The sequence below is a fragment of the Halobellus captivus genome, assembly GCF_007655485.1.
Taxonomy (GTDB): domain Archaea; phylum Halobacteriota; class Halobacteria; order Halobacteriales; family Haloferacaceae; genus Haloquadratum; species Haloquadratum captivum.
In genome coordinates this window covers 505,452-523,025 of record NZ_VJXQ01000001.1, presented here as the reverse complement: position 1 = coordinate 523,025, position 17,574 = coordinate 505,452, and the positions used below count along the sequence as shown (strand labels likewise).

23 protein-coding genes and 1 tRNA gene are annotated in these 17,574 nt (G+C 64.1%); 14 read left to right on the top strand and 10 right to left on the bottom strand.

Annotated elements, in window-relative coordinates; all coding sequences use genetic code 11:
* Nucleotides 1-316: 316 nt before the first annotated feature.
* The 5 genes from FJT57_RS02475 to FJT57_RS02455 all read right to left on the bottom strand — a co-directional run bounded on the left by FJT57_RS02475 (nt 317) and on the right by FJT57_RS02455 (nt 2,626).
* On the bottom strand, nt 317-580 hold the full coding sequence (locus FJT57_RS02475) for a hypothetical protein (RefSeq protein WP_144901340.1): 264 nt from the start codon (nt 578-580) through the stop codon (nt 317-319).
* Nucleotides 577-1,212, bottom strand: coding sequence for a hypothetical protein (locus tag FJT57_RS02470; RefSeq protein WP_144901339.1), 636 nt, complete (start codon nt 1,210-1,212; stop codon nt 577-579). The genes FJT57_RS02475 and FJT57_RS02470 overlap by 4 nt, the downstream gene beginning before the upstream one ends.
* Entirely contained in the window at nt 1,205-1,606 is a 402-nt protein-coding gene (locus tag FJT57_RS02465) for a hypothetical protein (protein WP_144901337.1), read from the bottom strand. The genes FJT57_RS02470 and FJT57_RS02465 overlap by 8 nt, the downstream gene beginning before the upstream one ends.
* A gap of 125 nt (nt 1,607-1,731) precedes the next feature.
* Entirely contained in the window at nt 1,732-2,319 is a 588-nt protein-coding gene (locus tag FJT57_RS02460) for a hypothetical protein (RefSeq protein ID WP_203229075.1), read from the bottom strand.
* Between the two features lie 235 nt (nt 2,320-2,554).
* Nucleotides 2,555-2,626: transfer RNA gene (locus tag FJT57_RS02455), tRNA-Ala, on the bottom strand.
* A 238-nt stretch (nt 2,627-2,864) separates the two neighbouring features.
* Between FJT57_RS02455 and FJT57_RS02450 the strand changes: the two genes are divergently transcribed.
* The 4 genes from FJT57_RS02450 to FJT57_RS02435 are packed head-to-tail and all read left to right on the top strand — an operon-like array spanning nt 2,865 to nt 5,601.
* A complete protein-coding gene (locus FJT57_RS02450; RefSeq protein WP_144901335.1) occupies nt 2,865-3,332 on the top strand; it encodes a 30S ribosomal protein S15 in 468 nt (155 codons plus the stop codon).
* Between the two features lie 15 nt (nt 3,333-3,347).
* The gene (locus FJT57_RS02445; protein WP_144901334.1) at nt 3,348-4,670 is read left to right on the top strand and encodes a hypothetical protein; all 1,323 of its coding nucleotides are present in this window, start codon (nt 3,348-3,350) and stop codon (nt 4,668-4,670) included.
* Entirely contained in the window at nt 4,667-4,960 is a 294-nt protein-coding gene (locus FJT57_RS02440; RefSeq protein WP_238993883.1) for a KEOPS complex subunit Pcc1, read from the top strand. The genes FJT57_RS02445 and FJT57_RS02440 overlap by 4 nt, the downstream gene beginning before the upstream one ends.
* A complete protein-coding gene (locus FJT57_RS02435) occupies nt 4,957-5,601 on the top strand; it encodes a 30S ribosomal protein S3ae (RefSeq protein ID WP_144901332.1) in 645 nt (214 codons plus the stop codon). The genes FJT57_RS02440 and FJT57_RS02435 overlap by 4 nt, the downstream gene beginning before the upstream one ends.
* A gap of 189 nt (nt 5,602-5,790) precedes the next feature.
* Here the strand turns inward: FJT57_RS02435 and FJT57_RS02430 are convergent, their stop codons facing one another.
* Nucleotides 5,791-6,249 (bottom strand): cupredoxin domain-containing protein, encoded by a 459-nt coding sequence (locus tag FJT57_RS02430; RefSeq protein WP_144901330.1) that lies wholly within the window; start codon nt 6,247-6,249, stop codon nt 5,791-5,793.
* Between the two features lie 82 nt (nt 6,250-6,331).
* Here FJT57_RS02430 and FJT57_RS02425 point away from each other — a divergent pair, with 82 nt between their 5' ends.
* Complete coding sequence (locus FJT57_RS02425; protein ID WP_144901328.1) at nt 6,332-7,033, top strand: protein sorting system archaetidylserine synthase; 702 nt, start codon at nt 6,332-6,334, stop codon at nt 7,031-7,033.
* Between the two features lie 127 nt (nt 7,034-7,160).
* On the opposite strand, the gene FJT57_RS02420 is transcribed toward FJT57_RS02425, so the two are convergent.
* A complete protein-coding gene (locus FJT57_RS02420; protein WP_144901326.1) occupies nt 7,161-7,436 on the bottom strand; it encodes a DUF7111 family protein in 276 nt (91 codons plus the stop codon).
* Nucleotides 7,437-7,583: 147 nt separating this feature from the next.
* On the opposite strand from FJT57_RS02420, the gene FJT57_RS02415 reads away from it, so the two are divergent.
* The 6 genes from FJT57_RS02415 to dph5 all read left to right on the top strand — a co-directional run bounded on the left by FJT57_RS02415 (nt 7,584) and on the right by dph5 (nt 12,079).
* Nucleotides 7,584-7,877 carry a PadR family transcriptional regulator gene (locus tag FJT57_RS02415; protein ID WP_144901324.1) on the top strand — a complete coding sequence of 98 codons (294 nt, stop codon included), beginning with the start codon at nt 7,584-7,586 and terminating at the stop codon, nt 7,875-7,877.
* A 317-nt stretch (nt 7,878-8,194) separates the two neighbouring features.
* A complete protein-coding gene (locus tag FJT57_RS02410; RefSeq protein ID WP_144901322.1) occupies nt 8,195-9,271 on the top strand; it encodes a phytoene/squalene synthase family protein in 1,077 nt (358 codons plus the stop codon).
* A 61-nt stretch (nt 9,272-9,332) separates the two neighbouring features.
* Complete coding sequence (locus FJT57_RS02405) at nt 9,333-10,193, top strand: cytochrome c oxidase subunit 3 (protein WP_144901320.1); 861 nt, start codon at nt 9,333-9,335, stop codon at nt 10,191-10,193.
* Nucleotides 10,194-10,228: 35 nt separating this feature from the next.
* Entirely contained in the window at nt 10,229-10,891 is a 663-nt protein-coding gene (locus tag FJT57_RS02400; RefSeq protein ID WP_144901318.1) for a DUF998 domain-containing protein, read from the top strand.
* 61 nt (nt 10,892-10,952) lie between these two features.
* Nucleotides 10,953-11,174, top strand: coding sequence for a hypothetical protein (locus tag FJT57_RS02395; protein WP_144901316.1), 222 nt, complete (start codon nt 10,953-10,955; stop codon nt 11,172-11,174).
* A 125-nt stretch (nt 11,175-11,299) separates the two neighbouring features.
* A complete protein-coding gene (gene dph5 / locus FJT57_RS02390) occupies nt 11,300-12,079 on the top strand; it encodes a diphthine synthase (protein WP_144901314.1) in 780 nt (259 codons plus the stop codon).
* A gap of 44 nt (nt 12,080-12,123) precedes the next feature.
* On the opposite strand, the gene artA is transcribed toward dph5, so the two are convergent.
* The 3 genes from artA to FJT57_RS02375 all read right to left on the bottom strand — a co-directional run bounded on the left by artA (nt 12,124) and on the right by FJT57_RS02375 (nt 15,167).
* Nucleotides 12,124-13,047, bottom strand: a complete 924-nt coding sequence (gene artA / locus FJT57_RS02385) for an archaeosortase A (RefSeq protein ID WP_144901312.1) — start codon at nt 13,045-13,047, stop codon at nt 12,124-12,126.
* A gap of 184 nt (nt 13,048-13,231) precedes the next feature.
* Nucleotides 13,232-13,996 carry a VOC family protein gene (locus FJT57_RS02380; RefSeq protein ID WP_144901310.1) on the bottom strand — a complete coding sequence of 255 codons (765 nt, stop codon included), beginning with the start codon at nt 13,994-13,996 and terminating at the stop codon, nt 13,232-13,234.
* Nucleotides 13,997-14,054: 58 nt separating this feature from the next.
* Nucleotides 14,055-15,167, bottom strand: a complete 1,113-nt coding sequence (locus FJT57_RS02375) for an OBG GTPase family GTP-binding protein (RefSeq protein WP_144901308.1) — start codon at nt 15,165-15,167, stop codon at nt 14,055-14,057.
* Between the two features lie 166 nt (nt 15,168-15,333).
* Between FJT57_RS02375 and FJT57_RS02370 the strand changes: the two genes are divergently transcribed.
* From FJT57_RS02370 to FJT57_RS16845, 3 genes are all read left to right on the top strand, one after another.
* Nucleotides 15,334-15,699 carry a DUF7541 family protein gene (locus FJT57_RS02370; protein WP_144901306.1) on the top strand — a complete coding sequence of 122 codons (366 nt, stop codon included), beginning with the start codon at nt 15,334-15,336 and terminating at the stop codon, nt 15,697-15,699.
* A gap of 98 nt (nt 15,700-15,797) precedes the next feature.
* Nucleotides 15,798-16,190, top strand: a complete 393-nt coding sequence (locus tag FJT57_RS02365) for a DUF6684 family protein (protein ID WP_144901305.1) — start codon at nt 15,798-15,800, stop codon at nt 16,188-16,190.
* Between the two features lie 324 nt (nt 16,191-16,514).
* The coding region (locus tag FJT57_RS16845) for a cbb3-type cytochrome c oxidase subunit I (protein WP_394348802.1) at nt 16,515-17,574 on the top strand (1,060 nt) is incomplete at its 3' end.

Genomic DNA, 17,574 nt, shown 5'->3' with positions numbered 1-17,574 from the left:
CTCCGGATAGAGATCGACCGTACCACAGAACTCAGACAGATGTACCTGCGCCACGTCGTGTGCGGCGCGATCGGCGCGCTCGGCGATCCTCGCGAAGGTTACACGCATCGATCCCCCTCCTCGTCAATTACAATCTCGTTCCCACAAAACGGACAATATGAGGGCGTTACGAACGGTTTCACGTACCAGTCCTCAAGACACTGAGAACATCGCCACTCGTTGAAGTCCTCGTTCCTTCGTCGGATAGGGTACGGTGCGACTATGTGATCCGGGTTACGGACTTTCGCCGTCTGCCAGAGTTTGACTTTGCTTCCGTTCATCGGCCGCCTCTCCTGTGCCGTTGTGTGTTGTTGAAGCGCTCGCGGTCCTCTGGCGACTGTTTTTCGAGCGCTCGTCGGATCGACTTGTGTTTAGTCGATCGTCGGAGGTCGCGAGTCGTGACCTGACCGCGGTAGATTGCCCCGCAGAGATCGGTTTCGAGGTCAGCGCGTTTGTGGCGTTCAGCGGACCACTGCCAGAACAGTAGGAACACGAAACCGTAGCCGACTTTCAGCGCGATTTCAGTAGCCAGCGCCGTCATCGAATAATTCCCTCCGCGATTACGTGCGGCATATGTTCTGGAATTTCGACCACCGAGACGGTCAAAAATTGGCGGCTATGGTACGTCATTTGCTTATCATCATCCCAAGATTGAGCTACCCCGTCTTCGAGTATATCGTGTCCGCCGTCTGTGAGGATCTCCTTGGAATCTGTAATTGGTCTCTTAACCCAGACATTTTTAATCGATAGCGACGGACCATCGGTATGTGGTGGATTGACATAGACGATGACCGCGTGATAGTCAACGAAGATGGACCTCAACTGGCGGTCGATATTGCAAGATGGCTCAAGGATACTGAGATATCGAAAGAACGGCTGAGTATAATCGGATCGGGAATCGTCACACTGGCTATAGAATTGTCTTGTGCCTGTAAAGGGGAGATAGTGACCGTTTTTTCGATCATAGGTCAGTTGATCCTCTCGAAAGCTGCTGACTTTTCGATTAGGACTGCTCACTATCTCCAAGTTCCTACACAGGAATTGAAGCTTGAATTTCCCAATCCTAACATCACAAACTAATGCAAGCTCCTCGTTGCGTGGCCCCAGCTTATTGGGACCGTCTTCAAGTTGGTAGTTTTCTCTCCCAGGACTCGCATCCTCGTTTTCAGACATCTACGGCCTCCTCCGGACGCAGAATAACGATACTGCCCCACCGCGGTTTCACGAAACCAAGCTGTTCGAGTGGTCGAAGCACGCGATCCCGCACGGCGTTGCCGGGGACTCGGGTCCGTTCGGCAATCGCTGACGTTGCAGTGTCGACGTCGAGCCGTCGGCCGTTGACGTCGTGGACGTCGGCCGCGGAAAGGAGCGCCTGGTAGCCGTTGCGCAGAACGTCATCCTCTATGACGGCGGTCGGGTCGTTTTCGTCACCTTCGACAACCTCGCGGACGTGCTCGCGGAGATCGTCGCTCATACTGTCAACTCGGCTCTTGTACTGGTCTTTCAGATCCGCATCGACGCGGACGGTGATCGTTGCTCGTTCGTCGGCTTCCTGAAGTCGTGGCATTTGTCGGTTTGGTTAAATTTGTTAGTACAATCCGACGCCGCGTAATACGCACACGGCGGCGGATTTTGCAGTACATTAGTACGCCCCCCCGGTATGCTCCGAGAGAGGTTATCGCGCGCTCGGGCCTACGCGCGTGAGCCTGGGCGCTCATCACCTCCGAGTGTGTCCTGTGCTCGGCTGAGAAGATTCGTCAGCGTGCCGTGTGCTCGGTCCGTGAATCGAGCGTACTCACAGACGCCGACGTCGGCAACGTGGCACGTGAGATAGGCGTCAAGTTCCGCAGGAGTGAGTTCGTCGAATTCGTCGGGGTCGGTCGTCTCGTCGAGGCAAAGCCAAGCTGGTGGAGCTGGGTAGTCCCTGCCAGTGTCGAGATGATGGACCGAGATCGCGCCGCGCGTCCACTGCCACCACAGACTGGCGACGTGGGAGCACCAGCCGTCGTTGAAGCGGTGCGCCTTGCAGTCGCAGTCAACAACGAGGGTTCGACCCCGCAGTGCGAACGTGACTCTGTGCGGGCTCTCTGAGCCGCTGAGATAGACCATACGCTCGGCGTCGTTGATCGGGCCTCCTCGGTCGGCTTCCTTCTGAGCACGCTGCCACGGCGTCGACAGCGTCCAGTCGTCGGGCATCGACAGCGTCGACGGCCCGCCGAGTCGATCCGGAAGGTCGTCACTAGGCTGCCAGCCCTGCGGCTGGATGCTCAAGGTCGACACACCCCGTCGTCAAGCGCCATACAGCGCTGTCCTGAGTGGTCGATCGGCATTCCACAGTACTTGCAGATCGGCCGCCACTCCCTGACGCGACCGCCGGACGGCGGCGACCCGCGTTTCGATTCAGAACGGACTCTCTTTCGTGAGGGAGTCGTCTCAGAATCTAATCGGTCGAAATCGTTGCTTTCAGACCGTCTACCGCTACCTTCGGCTCCCTGGTTATGAGCGGTTTTAGAAATGGACTCGGCGGGATTTGAACCCGCGGCCTCTCCCATGCCAAGGGAGTGATCTACCCCTGATCTACGAGCCCTCGTACGCAACCTTTCGTATTCCGTTTTCGCTCTTAAGGGCTTCGACTTGCCGAACGTCGGTCGCGTGTCGGAATCCTTTTGTCGCTGACACTGATGGTCGTAGACGGGAACAGCACGGCCGCAAATCTGACTCGCCGCGTTCGCGCGGCTCGGGATTGCGGAAGTGCGATGCCGCCGACACGCTCGGCCGCATCACATCGCGTATTCTGCGGTCTGTGCCGTTCCAATTTGAAAACAATGGCACGAATGCACACCCGCCGCCGCGGCTCGTCCGGTTCGGACAAGCCGGTGGCAGACGAACCCCCGGAGTGGAGTGACGTCGATTCCGACGACATCGAAGCGCGCGTCGTCGAACTCGCAGAGCAGGGTCACGACCCGAGCCAGATCGGTCTGAAGCTCCGTGACGAAGGCGTCAAGGGCGTTCCCGTCCCCGACGTCAAAGTCGCGACCGACAAGAAGGTCACCACGATCCTCGAGGAGAACGACGCGGCCCCGGAAATTCCCGAAGACCTCCGGAACCTGATGAAGCGCGCCGTGCGCCTCCGCCGCCACGTCAACGAGAACCAGCAGGACATGCAGAACAAGCGCGCCCTGCAGAACACCGAGTCGAAGATCCGTCGCCTCGTGGACTACTACCGCGGCGACGCCCTCGACGAGAACTTCACGTACACGTTCGACCTCGCGGTCAAACTCCTCGAAGAGTAAGCCCCCTACGCCAAGATGGCATCTCGATCCGACACCACCGCCGACGCGAATGCCCCCGCCGAGAGTGTCGCACACACCCTCGGTACGGCTTCGTTCGTCCGCGTCGTCTCCGCAGCCGACGGCGACTCGCTGGCAGCCAGCGGGTTACTCGCCCGCGGACTCCGACAGGTCGGCGTGCCGTTTCAGGTCCGCGTCGCATCGCTCGGCGCGGACGAACCGGCGGCCGACGACGGCGTTCTCGCGGCGGTCGGATCGGGCCTTCCCACAGCGGACGTGACGATCGCCCCCGACGGAGCATCTGCGAGCCGTCGCGCGTACGAGATCGCAGCGACGCTCGCCCGCACCGACGCGGGCGACGTCGCAGAACAGACGCGCGAATTCGGCGTCGATCCGGTGCTCGCACTCGCTGGCGTCCTCGCCGCGGGCGAACACCCGGCGTCGACCGCCGGATCGCTCGTGGAGAGCGCCGTCGATTCCGGCGCGCTCGTGCACCGTGCGGGAGTGGCGGTCCCCGTCGACGACGTCGTCGACGGACTGGTCCACTCGACGCTCGTGCACGCGCCCTTTTCGGGTGACAGAGAGGCTGTCGCATCCGAATTCGACGCGGTACTGGGCGAGTCGGACGTATCGGAGGAGTCTGACGCATCCGACGCACCGGACGTATCCGACGTGTCCGACGCACCGGATACATCCGATGCGCCGGATACGCTGGACGAGACGGCGCAGCGATCGATCGCCTCGCTCGTCGCGCTCGCCGTCGCTGGCGACGGTGAAGCGACGACGCACGCCGCGACGGCAGTCGAACGGGTTCTTCGCCCGTACGCGACGCCGGACGGGCCGATGACGACGCTCGGCGGTTTCGCCGACGTGCTGAACGCCGTCGCGAGCGAGCGTCCCGGCGTCGGCGTCGCGCTGGCGCTCGGACACGGCGGCCGCTCCGCCGCGCTTGACGCGTGGCGCACACACGCGACATCCGTTCACGGAGCGCTTCAAACGGCACACACCGGCCGATACGACGGCGTCTTCGTCGTCCGCGGCGACGTTGGCGACGAGAGCTCGGACCGTGGTAGCGGCGTCACCCGCGGGCGGTTGCGAACGCTCGCTCGACTCGCCCGCGACTACCGATCGCCGGAGCCGCTGGTGATCGCGCTCGGCGACGGCGTCGCCGCGCTGTCCGCTCGCGATTCGGGCGCCGCCGCGGCCGCGTCGGCGATCGCGACGGAGTTTTCGACGGCGACGTCGGCGTGGTCCGGTGACGCGACTGGCGCAGTGGTACGTTTCGACGGCGACGCGGAGGACGCCGACGTCATCGCCGCGATACGGGAGGCAACGAGATGACCGACGACAGCACAGACACCGAACCGAACGCACATCCGACGTCTGCGGCTCGCGAGTGCGAGTCGCGGACGGCCCGCCTGCGGACGACGCACGCCGACGCCGAGACGGTGGCGGCGGCGCTCCGCCCCGACAACACCGACTCGATGGCGATGCGCATCGAGGGCGACACCCTCGTGACGCGGATCTCCCGCGGGACGACCGGCGGGCTGCAGTCCACGGTGGACGACACCGTGGTCAACCTGACGGTGGCAGACGCCATCGTCGAGACGACACAGACACACATACTATGAGTGAACGATCAGTTTCGAAGCAGAAGCGCGGAAAGCGATGGTACACCCTCATCGCACCGGAACAGTTCGACCGAACGGAACTCGGCTCGACCTTCGCGGACGAGCCCGAGAAGGTCGACGGCCGAACCGTCGAGGTCACCCTCGGCGACATCACCGGCGACCAGGGCGAGAACAACACGAAGCTCACCTTCAAGGTGAACGAGGTCACGAGCGACGCGGCCTACACCGAGTTCGTCAAGCACGAACTCGCCCGCGACTACGTTCGCAGCCTCGTCCGACGCGGGGCCTCGAAGGTCGACGTCGCGATCACGGTGCTGACGACGGACGATTACCGCGTCCAGCTCCAGCCCGTCGCCTTCACGACCAAGAAGGCCGACCGCAGCCAAGAGAAGGCGATCCGACGTGTGATGATCGACCTCGTCGAGGAAGCCGCCGCCGAGCGGACCTTCGACGAACTCGTCGACAGCGTCATCGAGGGACGGCTCTCCTCGGCGATCTACGGCGAGGCGAAGACGATCTACCCGCTGCGCCGCGTCGAGGTCCAGAAGCTCACCCTCGAAGCGCGACCCGAAGAGGTCGCCGCCGAGGAAGAGGCCGCCGTCGACGTCGACGAGGAAGACGTCGCGGTTGACGACGCCTGATTCGGTCGCAGACGACCCGAAAACGACCCGTTTTTTCAGCGCGCCGCAACCGCCGAGCCGATGGCTCGTCACTGATGTCGCCGCCGCTCCAAGACCAGCCACGTTCGCTTCCGTTTCGATACCGACCGCCGCCGACTACGCTTCGACACCGACCGCCGCCGACTACGCTTCGACACCGATCGCCGCCGACTACGCTTCGACGACGATCGTTCCGACCATCCCGCCCTGCTCGTGCGGGATGCAGAAGTACTCGTACTCGCCCGGGACCTCGAAGGAGTGCGACCAGGTCGCGCCGCTGTCGATCGAGCCGCCGAACTCCGATCGAAACGCTTCGCGGGCCCCCTCGGTCGATTCGTAGCCGCCGCTGGCGAAGAACTCGGCGTCCTCGGGAATCCCCGAGTCGTAGGCGGTGACGGTGTGACCGCGCGAACTCGTGTTCCGCCAGACGACCGTTTCGCCCACGCTGATCGTGAATTCCGTCGGCGTGAACGCGGACGCGGTCATCCCGATGTCGTAGTCGTCGCCACCGTCACCGTCTGCGCTCGACGTAGTACACCCCGCGAGCCCCGTCGTCGCGGCCGCGGCGAGTCCGCCGAGCAACCGCCGACGCGAGAACCGTCCGTCTCTCGCGACTCGCTGCCCTGTCATAGTCGGTGCTCCGAGTGCGAGCGCTAAATGTGGTCCGATCCGGATGTAAAGAGGTAAACCCGTCCTCCGAGTTCGCCGTGATATGATGCCGCGGTTCGTCGGCCGAGTGGGACTCGCCGATGCGGTGACCGTCTCGAACGCCGCACTCGGGTTCGTCGCCGCCGTCGCCGCCACCGTCGACGTCGAACTCGCCGCTCGGATACTACTGATAGCCGCTATCGCGGACGCTCTCGACGGCGTCGTGGCGCGGCGGCGCGGCGGCACCGACGTCGGACCCTATCTGGATTCGCTCGCCGACGTCGCGTCCTTCGGCGTCGCCCCCGCGCTCTTGGTGACGATGGCCGTCGCGGATGCGTGGGGGCTCGCCGGTCCCCCGGGCCTCGTCGCGGTCGCGGGCGGCGCGCTCTTCGTCGCCGCCGCCGTGACCCGCCTCGGCCTCTACACGGCCTACGACAGCGACGCGGCGGAGACGGAGGGCGTCCAGACGACGCTCGCGGCGACGATCATCGGTGCGAGCGTGCTGGCGGGGTTCACGAGCCCGATCGTGCTGGTTCCGCTGGTGTATCTCCTTGCGGCGCTGATGCTCGCGCCGATCACGTACCCGGACCTCCACGCGCAGGACGCGCTCGTGATGGGCCTCGTCCAAGCCGCGGCGATTATTCTCGCCGGGCGGATGGGCGAGCAGCTCGTCGGGACGATCGGCGAGGGGTTCGCCTACGGTCTCCTGTTCCTGTCGCTCGCGTACCTCTGTCTGGGACCGCGGTTCTACTGGCGTCGCGACTGAACGGTGGGGCAGTTGATAGCAGACAGCGGTTCCGCGGTTAATAGCAAGTCGCAGTGCGGTGCTGGCGAATTACGATCCGGTGGTAGCTGGCGACTGGCACCGTCCTCGGGCGACTACGCGCTGGCGGTCACATTCCCATATCGGCGGCCGCCTCCGGAACCGGCAGGTCGTGCGGCGAGACGGCGAGGAGTTCCGCGGCGTGATCCAGCGCCATATCGAACCCGTAATAGCGTTCGAGCTCGTCGCCGTCGGCCGTCGGACGTACTTTCAACATCGCGTATCCGTCGATGTTCTGTGCGATTGCCGCCGTCCGACCGTCTCGATCGAAGGTGAGCAGCCGCTCGGTCTCGGTCTCGCGGTAGCGCGCAGTGATCCCGTTCGCGGTCGTCTCGGTCTCGCTCATACCCGCGATTTGACGGCGGGGCAGTCGAAGGTACCGGTTCGATCGCGAGCCGATCGACGGTAGCGCTTTGATGGGGGAGTCCACGAAATCAGTTCGGCATAGAACGAAAGCGAAACCGACGTGGTCGCCGAGTCCAATCCACCGGTAATGTCGCGGTGGCTCCAGAGCGGTCGACGGCGGGATCTGTGTGCGCTGCTCTACGGGGCGGGAACGCTCCGCGGGCAGAAGCTCAAGACGGCGCTCGAACGACACTACGGGACGCGGCTCGATCCCCAATCGTTCTACGGCAGCCTCGACGCACTCGTCAACCGGGGGCTCATCGCGTGCGAAACCGAGGGGATTCACGACGTCTACCGGCTCACGGACGCCGGTGTCGACGGCGTCGAGACGCACTACGCGTGGCTCACGGACCGACTGGATGAGCGCAACACCGACGACTGACCGCTTCTCCGTCGAGTGTGTCAGCTCCCGTCAGTGGTGGGGCAAACAGTCGGCACCCGCTCGTGACGGACCCTCGCCAACGCCGTCGCTGTCGTCTCCCGCGCCGACGTGCCGAACGACCGCGACCCGACGCGCGATGACTGTTACGTCACGGGGACGCTGGCCGCTCGTTAGGATATAAAACCACGCACGGGCGATCTCCGTTCGCGGCCGGAATCGATAGGCGTATTACACTTTCCGCCGACGTGTCGGTCAGATCGCTCACCGCCACGCCACGAAGCTTTTTATCCCGCCGTTCGTAGGGGTTGACACTCCGAATGTCTCAGCAGGATGAACGCCCCCGAGTCGACCACGCCGACCTCCAGTGGTGTCACGAGTCGGTTCAAGGGGTCTCCCGCACCTTCGCGCTCACGGTAGACGTTCTCGACGAACCGATGTCATCGTACATCTGTCTCGGCTATCTCGTCTGCCGGATCGCGGACACCGTCGAAGACGCCTCGCACATCCCTCCAGCCGAACAGGCCGAGCTCCTCAGAACGTACGACGCCGTACTCGATCCCGACGACGACACGGACGCGGCGGCGTTCGTCGCGGACGTCGAACCGTACTTCCCCGACGAGGACGAAATGACCGACGACTGGGCCGTCGTGCGCGACTCACCGAGAGTGATCCGCACGTTCCAGAGCCTGCCGGAGGACGTCCAGCAGGCCGTCGTCCCACCGGCGCGAGAGCTCGTACAGGGGATGGTTGAGTTCGTCGAACGGTACGAGGACGACGGCGGACTCCGGATCCAGACCCGCAGCGAGTTAGAGGAGTACTGCTACTACGCGGCGGGCACTGTCGGCAACCTCATCACGAACCTCGTGACCCGCCACGACCTCGCCGCCGACCGCCGCCGTCGGCTGTACGACACCGCCGAGGAGTTCGGGTTGCTCTTACAACTCGTCAACATCTCGAAAGACGTCTACGACGACTACACCGCCGAGGACAACGTCTACCTTCCGGCGGAGTGGCTCCGCGACGCCGGAGTTCCGCAGGAGGAGGTCCTCGACGACGAACACGAAGCGAACGCCGCGTCGGTCGTTCACCGCACGGCGGAGTTCGCGGGATCGTTCCTCGACGACGCCCAGACGTACCTCGAAACGGTGCCGCTTCGCGACGGCAACACGCTCGAAGCGTGGGCGATCCCGTTCCTACTCGCCGTCGGAACGCTCCGAGAACTCCTCTCGCGGCCGGAAGACGCGCTTTCGTCGACCGGTGTGAAAATCTCCAGACAGGAGGTGTTCGCGGTGGTCTCGGAGATGAGTTCCCGCGGGAGTCAGGAGACGCTCGACGAACTGCGACGCGATATCGCCACCGGTCCCCTTCACGCGCCACCGTCGAACGCCGACTGAACGCGCTCGGCCATCGCGTCGTTTGGGAGGCTTTTTAGTCATCGGATCGAAACCCACGTCTATGGGTACCGAAGAAGCACACGACGACCACGGACACCACCTCCCGGCGGTGGAGGACTGGCCCCGTGGGTTCGGTGAGGCGAGTTGGTGGCCGTTCGTCACCGCCGTCGGCGCGGCTGGCGTCTACGTCGCCGCCGCACTCTACATCCTCGGCCAGGGCGACGGCGGGATCGTCGGCCCGATGGTCGGACCGGCGGCCCTCGTCGCCACCGTTGGGGTGTTCCTCGTCGGACTGTACGGCTGGGTGTATCACGCGTTCGTGATCAAGTTCTGGGAGCGGGACGCGGATCTCAAGAGCGCGAACAAGCTCCGCTGGGGAATGCTCGCATTCCTCGGCTCCGAACTCGCCACGTTCGGCGCGCTGTTCGGGTATTACTTCTACATCCGCGCGGGCGACTGGGAATCGATCTTCGTCGGCGTTCCGGACTTGACGACGTCGCTCGTCATCGGTAACACGCTCATCCTAATCCTCTCGTCGGTCACGCTGCACTACGCACACGTCGCGATCCGCAACGACGACCGCGGGAAGTTCCTCGGCGGCCTCGCCGTAACGCTTCTGTTGGGCGTCATCTTCATCGGCGGACAGATCTACGAGTACTACGAGTTCATCATCCATTACGAGTTCACGCTCACCTCGGGCTTCTTCGCCTCGGCGTTCTTCGGCCTGACCGGATTGCACGGACTCCACGTCAGTCTCGGCGCGGTGCTCCTCGGTATCGTCTTCGTCCGCGCACTGCTGGGTCAGTACTCCGCGGCGCGACACGTCTCGGTCAGCACCGCTTCGATGTACTGGCACTTCGTCGACGTGGTCTGGGTGTTCCTCGTCGTCGTGCTCTACGTCGGCGCGGAAGTCGGCATCTGATCGACAGTCGCAGCACGCTTTTTCCGACGTTTTCGATGACACCACCTACCGACGACGAGGTTTCCGTCGATGGCGACGTACTCACTGACGGCGACGCTTCAGGTGTCGACGACACCTCCCTCGCCGACAACGTTCCAGCCGTTGCGCGCCTCGCCGGACCGATCGGAGCCGCGTTCACGAGCGCGTCGATCTTGGCCGCGGCGCTGCTGTCGCCGACGTTTTCGTGGACGCAGAGCGCGCTCTCGGATCTCGGGGCCGCGTCCGATCCCCTCGTTTCGCTGCTGTTCAACGGTGGCCTCATCGCGGGCGGCCTCGTCGGAGCCGCGTACGCGCTCGCTCTCCGACCGCACTCGACCGTCCTCGCCGTCGGATACGTGTTTTCGATCCTCGCGATGGCGCTCGTGGGCGTCTTTCCGGCGGGCACCGGCCCGCATATGCCGGTCGCGATTGCCTTCTTCCTACTTGCCACGGCGACCGTGACACTCGACGGGTGGCGACGACGCGCCTCGACGACCGGGCGGGTCGGACTCGCGTTGGCGGGCGGACACATCGCGGGCTGGCTGCTGTGGTCGGCCGGAATTCGACCCGGACCCGGACTCGCGCTCCCGGAACTCGGCGGCGTCGTGATGTTCGGCGCGTGGCTCCTCGCGCTCTCACCGCCCTCACAGTGGTGGTGGCGTCGACGGTGGCAGGGCTAGGATCCGTTCGACCGCCAGACGAACCGGACCAGTTTTCACACCTGTCGCGTGAGTGTCGCGTATGACTGAGGAAGAGACGGCGGACGCGGACGAACCGACAGTCCCGATCGTGTGTGAAGCCTGCGATACGACCTCTCGGGTCCCGCTCTCGGAGCTTCGCGATTCGATCGACACGCACAACGACCATCGCCACGACGGCGACGAGATCGCCCAGGTCGACCCGATCCTCGCCGACGCGTTGGCCGACGCCGTCGCCGACGACCTCGGGCTGTTCGAGGAGTAGTTCGGACCGCACGAGAAGTAGTTCGGAGTTCCCGGGAGTAGTTCGAACCGCACCAGCGCGCTGGTCTCCCTATCGGTCCGAGACGCTTTCAGGCCGCTTATACGCGCTCGCGACGCAGGAAAGCTATGCTCACGTTCATCGGTCTCGGTCTCTACGACGAGCGCTCGATCACCGTCGAGGGGCGGGAGGCGCTCGCCGACGCCGATCGCGCGTTCGCGGAAGTGTACACGAGCCACCTCGTCGGTGCGACCGTCGACGACCTCTCTGACGCCCACGGCATCGACATCGAGGTGCGCGACCGCGCGGGCGTCGAACAGCATCCGGAGGACATCCTCGACGCCGCCGAAGACGCCCACGTCGCCTTCCTCACCGCGGGCGACACGATGATCTCGACGACCCACGTCGACCTGCGACTCCGCGCCATCGAGCGCGGCATCGACACGCGCGTCGTCCACGGCGTCACCGCGCAGACGGCCGCGAGCGGACTCACAGGTTTACAAAATTACCGATTCGGTAAAGCCGTCACGCTGCCGTTCCCGTACGCCCACGGCGCAGACGGCGTCCCGCAGAGCGTCGTCGACTCGATCGAGGCCAACCGTGAGCGCGGGCTACACACCGTCGTCTATCTCGATATCAAAGCCGACCGCGGCGAGTATATGACCGCCGACGTCGCCAGCGAGATGCTCGCGGAGGGCTGGGAGGACGTCCTCGCTGTCGCCGTCGTTCGCGCCGGAAGCCCGGAGCCGACTGTCGCTGCCGACCGACTCTCCGCGTTAGCCGAGCGCGAGTTCGGCGATCCGCTGCACCTGCTCGTGATCCCCGGCGATCTCCACCACGTCGAGAGCGACGCGCTCGCCACGCTCGGCGGCGCGCCCGAGGACGTATTGGCCGAAAACGAGGCGTAGGTTTTCCTATCGGGGATCGGTCGGGAAGTTCCGATCCGAGTGGATCACGCCCGCGGCCGTTCCAATCCGAGTTCCGATTCGAGGTCGTACTCGTCGCCGGTCACGAGGAAGAGCACGTCCTCGATGATCGTCACGAGCTCCGGCAACTCGCGCACGACGAGGTACGTGATCCCGATGAGGACGACGACCGCGAGCAGCTGGCTGATGATCCGATCGGAGATGAAAAACGAGACCATATACGGATCGGAGGAGCCGAACAAGAGGAGAATCTCGTCGACGAACCACTGCATGTACTGTTTCCCGAAGGCGATCGTGATGAACGTCGTCCGCAGGAGGTTCAGCGCGTAAATGATCGGCACGGCGATGGCCATCGCGCGAAGCTTCCGCCGGAGCGGAGCCTTCACGGCGGCGATCAGCCCCGCGAAGATGGCGATGCTTCCCAGTCCGGTACACGCGAGGACGACTTCGACGGTCAACCGGTGGTCGCCGTCGAAAAAGAGGAAGGTATTGTGGAACCCCTCGTCGCTGAGAATCATCTCGGGGTGGTACCCGAGCGCGTTGACGAGGAACGCCGTCTGACCCGCGACGATCTCCATCAGCACGCCGCGCGGGGCCGGAACCGCGACGCCGAGCAGCGTGAACGCCGGAATGGTCTCGAACGGGAGATAGATAATTCCCATCGCGGCGACCGCCCGCGAGAGCACGAACAGCGAGTCGCGACCGCCCCACAGCAGGTAGCCGGTGTACAGCGACGCGGGGACCGCCACGAGCGAGAGGATCCCTTCGACGTAGCTCTTGTGGACGAACGCGAAGTGCGGCACCAACTGGAGCCAAAAGACTGCGAAACCGACCCACGCGGCGACCGTGGCGTACCGCGCGAACCGCTCGTTTCGGTCCGCGGAAAGCGCCCCCACGGCGAACGTCAGAATGACGAGCCACGCGAGCGCGTCGGAGAGCAGGCCGGGCATAGGAGGGGGAACGCAGTTGACGGATAAATCCCTTGTCGTTCTGTGCGTTCGAATCGCCACGCCGATTCGATCGCGGTATCGCGTTCGCGACGGTCGGGTGACGGTCGGGTTCGCGACGGGCGGACGACGGTCGCGTTCGCGCCGACCACGAGAGAGCGAGACGCGGCCTCCGCTATTCTCCGAATTAGGGCTCCAAAATCTCGATCTCGTGGCCGTCCTGGTCCGTCGTGAACGCGTAGCGGTTGTCGCAGGATTCGGGGTCGCGGTACGCTTCGGCCTCGCGCTCCATCAGCGTCTCCCAGTACTCGTGGAGATCGTCGGCGCGGACGCAGAGGTGCCCCCACGAGTCGCCCATCGTGTAGCTGCGACCGTCGTAGTTGTACGTGAGTTCGACGGTCATCGCGGCCTCGGAGGCCCCCTCGGGCTTCATAAAGTAGTTCGCGAAGGTGTCCGATTCCCAGCGGCGGACGTAGTCGTACTCGAACTTCCGCGTCCAGAACCCGATCGCCTCGTCGGCGTCCTCGACGCGGATCATCGTGTGGTCGAGGCTCCACTTCGGCAGGTCGGGATCGCGCTTGACGATCTCGATCTCGTGGCCGTCGGGGTCTTTCACGAACGCGTAGCGGCCGCCGCAGGACTCGGGATCGCGGTAGTCCTCGACGCCCTCGTCCATCAGCTGTTGGTACGAGGATTCGAGTTCGCCCTCAGGGACGCGCACGGCGATGTGGCCCCACGCGTCGCCCGTCTCGTAGGTCCGGTCGTCGTGGTTGTACGTGAGTTCGAGCATCGCGCCCTCCTCGTGCATCTCCTCGGGGCCGAGGTAGACGTTCGTGAAGGTGTCTGCCTCCCAGCGACCCTTCTCCTCGTAGTTCAGGTGCGTCGTGTACCAATTGAGCGACGCCTCGAGGTCTTCGACACGGATCATAACGTGATCGAGCACTCCGGACATATCCGAAGAATCGGACGCCGCGGCCAAAAAGGATGCTGAAGCGGGGTCGACGGGTCGCTTACTTCCTGGCGACGACGCGCAGGACGTCCTCGTCCTGTAGCTCGTGATCGCGGCCGATCTGTTGTTCGTCGTGTTTGGCGCTCGGACCCGTGACCCGGGCGAAGCGGAACCGCTCGTCGAGCGTGCCGCCGAGCTTTCTGAGGGCGTCGTCGAGGGTGTTTTCTCCCTCCATCAGGATCAGCGGCTCCTCGTAGTCGACGCCGCGACCGGGTTTGTCCATATACACCCGGATGAGTCCCAGCGCCTCCCAGAGTTTCTCTTTGAGCGCGTCGAGCCCCTTCTCGGCCTCGGCGCTGATGAAGATCGCCTCCTCGGGGTCGACGCCGACGCCGCGGAGGTTCTCCTCGACAGTCGGGAGATAGTCGCGGTCGATGAGGTCCGCCTTGTTGACGGCGACGATCGACGGCAGGTAGACGCGGTTGTCCATAATCCCGTCGATGAGTTCGTCGATCGTGATGTCGCCGCGGACGGTCACGTCGGCGTTGACGTAGCCGTGTTCGCGGAGGACTTCCGCGATCGTGTCGTCGTCGAGCGAGACGTCGTCTGCGGTCGTCACCTGAATGCCGCCCTTCGGCCGCTTCGAGATCGTGATGTTCGGCGGCGACGTGTCGAGGCGGATCTTGTTATGGTACAGTTCCTCGCTGAGCCGTTCGTAGCGATCGATCTCGAAGACGGAGAGCAGAAACACGACCAGGTCCGCCGTGCGAACGACTGACAGCACTTCCTTCCCGCCGCCGCGGCCGCCCGCGGCGCCCTCGATCAGTCCCGGGACGTCGAGGATCTGGATGTTCGCGCCGTTGTGTTTCAGCATTCCGGGGTTGACGTCGAGCGTCGTGAACTCGTACTCGCCGACCTCGCTGTCGGCGTTGGTGAGGGCGTTGATCAGCGTCGACTTGCCGACGCTCGGGAAGCCGACGAGGGCGACGGTCACGTCGCCGGTCTTCTCCACCGCGTAGCCGTGGCCGCCGCCGCTTCCGGACTGGTTTTCGAGTTTCTCTTTCTTCTCCGCGAGCTTCGCCTTCAATCGGCCGATGTGCGCCTCCGTGGCCTTGTTGTACGGCGTGTTCGCGATCTCCTCGCGGATCTCGTCGATCTCCTCCTCCAGTCCCATCGTGTTACCGTTCGGCGATCTGCGTCGAAAAAGGTGTTCTTTCCGAGCGCGCGATCGTCTGCGACTGTCCGCCGACTCGATTCGACACGACGCGCCCGATCCGACCTGACCCGACCGCGACGATCGAATCGAAGCCCTTTGTACGTCGCAGCACGTACGGCCGTCAATGGACGCAGAACCGGGGCTCTCTGAGCAGTATCGGATGGCGAGTCCGTGGCCGCTGTTCGTCGCGCTCGGCGTGCCGATCGCGGAACTGGGGATCGTCTTCGGACTGTTCCCGCTTTCGGTCGGCGGGCTTCTCCTGTTCGGGGGCAGCGTCGCCGGGATGGCCTTCGAGTCGGGGTACGCGAAGACGCCGTGGCGCGGGTTAATCGGCGTCGCGCTCCCGCTCGCCGCGCTCGGTGCGGCGTTCGCCTTCACGCGGATCGACCTTCCTGGTCGCGGCTTCGCCATCATCGCCGCGGCCGCGATCCTCGTCGCCGCGGGCGTCGCCGGAACGCTGTTCACGCCGACCCAGAAGCCGGGGTACTGAGACTGTCGAAGTACCATCCGGTAGTATGACGATCGCGGCGGCGACGACTGCGGCCGGAAACCAACAACCTATTTGATTCTCCGCCGGAAGGGGCAGGTATGGCGAACAAGATCTTCGATCGGGACACCCTACTCGACCTCACCGTCAACGTCGTCCCGCTGTTCATTATCGCGTTCTTCGTCGTCGCCTTCGCGGTGTTCTCGCCGTTCGGCATCGACCCGCTCGCATCGTCGGTCCAGTTCGGACTGCTGGTCGTGCCGTTCGTGCTGCTCGCGGTCTTGACGTATTTCGCGGGGAAGGCGGTCGCCGGAGCCGAACTGCACGGCGAAGTGTACCTCCCCGGACAGGCTGGCGTTAGGGGTGCTGAACCGCTGGAGGAATCCGAATCCGAATCAGAACTCGACGACGAACCGTCGCCGTCGGCCGTCGAGGGCGACGAAGCGAGTACCGACGAGTCGGCCGCAGGCGAGGAAAAAGCCGAAGACAACTGAAGTCGAGATACCCGAAAACGAGATTTCTGGCGTCGAAGTCGAAGTCGAAGTCGAAGCCGCGGAACTGAAGACTCCGAAATCCACGGTTCCGAAACGACGATTCCGTAACTGTTCGGCGACCGAGCACCGGCAGAAAACCGTTCTTTTGTGACGCCGTCGTTCCGGACGTTCGTTCGTTACCAACGGCGCAGTCTGTCGATTACCGACCGGTTCGTGACCGCCCACCGAGCCCGTCGACAGCGGCGCCGTCCCGAACCTTTCATTACCTTTCGTTCCTCAGACTTTCCTATGGAGGTCAACGGACAGTTAGCACTGACGGTGCTCATGGGGCTTTTCCTCGTCGCCGTCGCCGCGTGGCTCGCGCGGGTCGAAAACTGGCGCTCGTACACCCCGGTCGCGGGCGGGGGCGCCTACGGGCAGAAGGAAAGCTACGGTTCCGAGGAGAAACCGTCCGGCGTCATTCGCTGGCTGACGACGGTCGACCACAAGGATATCGGGATTCTCTACGGGGCCTACGGACTAATCGCGTTCGTCGTCGGCGGACTGATGGTCGTCGTGATGCGGATCGAGCTCATCGATCCCGGGATGTCGCTCATCTCCGAGACGTTCTACAACTCGCTGATGACGAGTCACGGGATCACGATGCTGTTCCTCTTCGGAACGCCGATCATCGCCGCGTTCTCGAACTACCTCGTCCCGCTTCTCATCGGCGCGGACGATATGGCGTTCCCGCGGATCAACGCCATCGCATTCTGGCTGCTCCCCCCGGCGGCGATACTCATCTGGGCGGGCTTCTTCCCGCTTCCAGACGTCATTCCGGCTCAGACCGCGTGGACGATGTACACGCCGCTCTCGGCCGGTGTGGGCGCGGGTAACCAGGCCAACGCTGGCGTCGATCTGATGCTTCTCGGCCTACACCTGTCGGGCGTGTCGGCGACGATGGGTGCGATCAACTTCATCGCGACAATCTTCACCGAGCGCGGCGATGAGGTCTCCTGGGCGAACCTCGATATCTTCTCGTGGACGATTCTCACCCAGTCGGGACTCATCCTGTTCGCGTTCCCGCTGCTCGGCAGCGCGATCGTGATGCTGCTCTTCGACCGCAACTTCGGGACGATGTTCTTCGCGGGTGAAGGCGGTGCGATGCTGTGGCAACACCTGTTCTGGTTCTTCGGCCACCCCGAGGTGTACATCCTCGTGCTGCCGCCGATGGGAATCGTCAGCTACGTCCTCCCGCGCTTCGCGGGTCGACGCCTCTTCGGATTCAAGTTCGTCGTCTACTCCACGCTCGCGATCGGCGTCCTCTCGTTCGGCGTCTGGGCGCACCACATGTTCGCGACGGGGATGGACCCCCGTCTTCGCGCCTCGTTTATGGCCGTCTCAC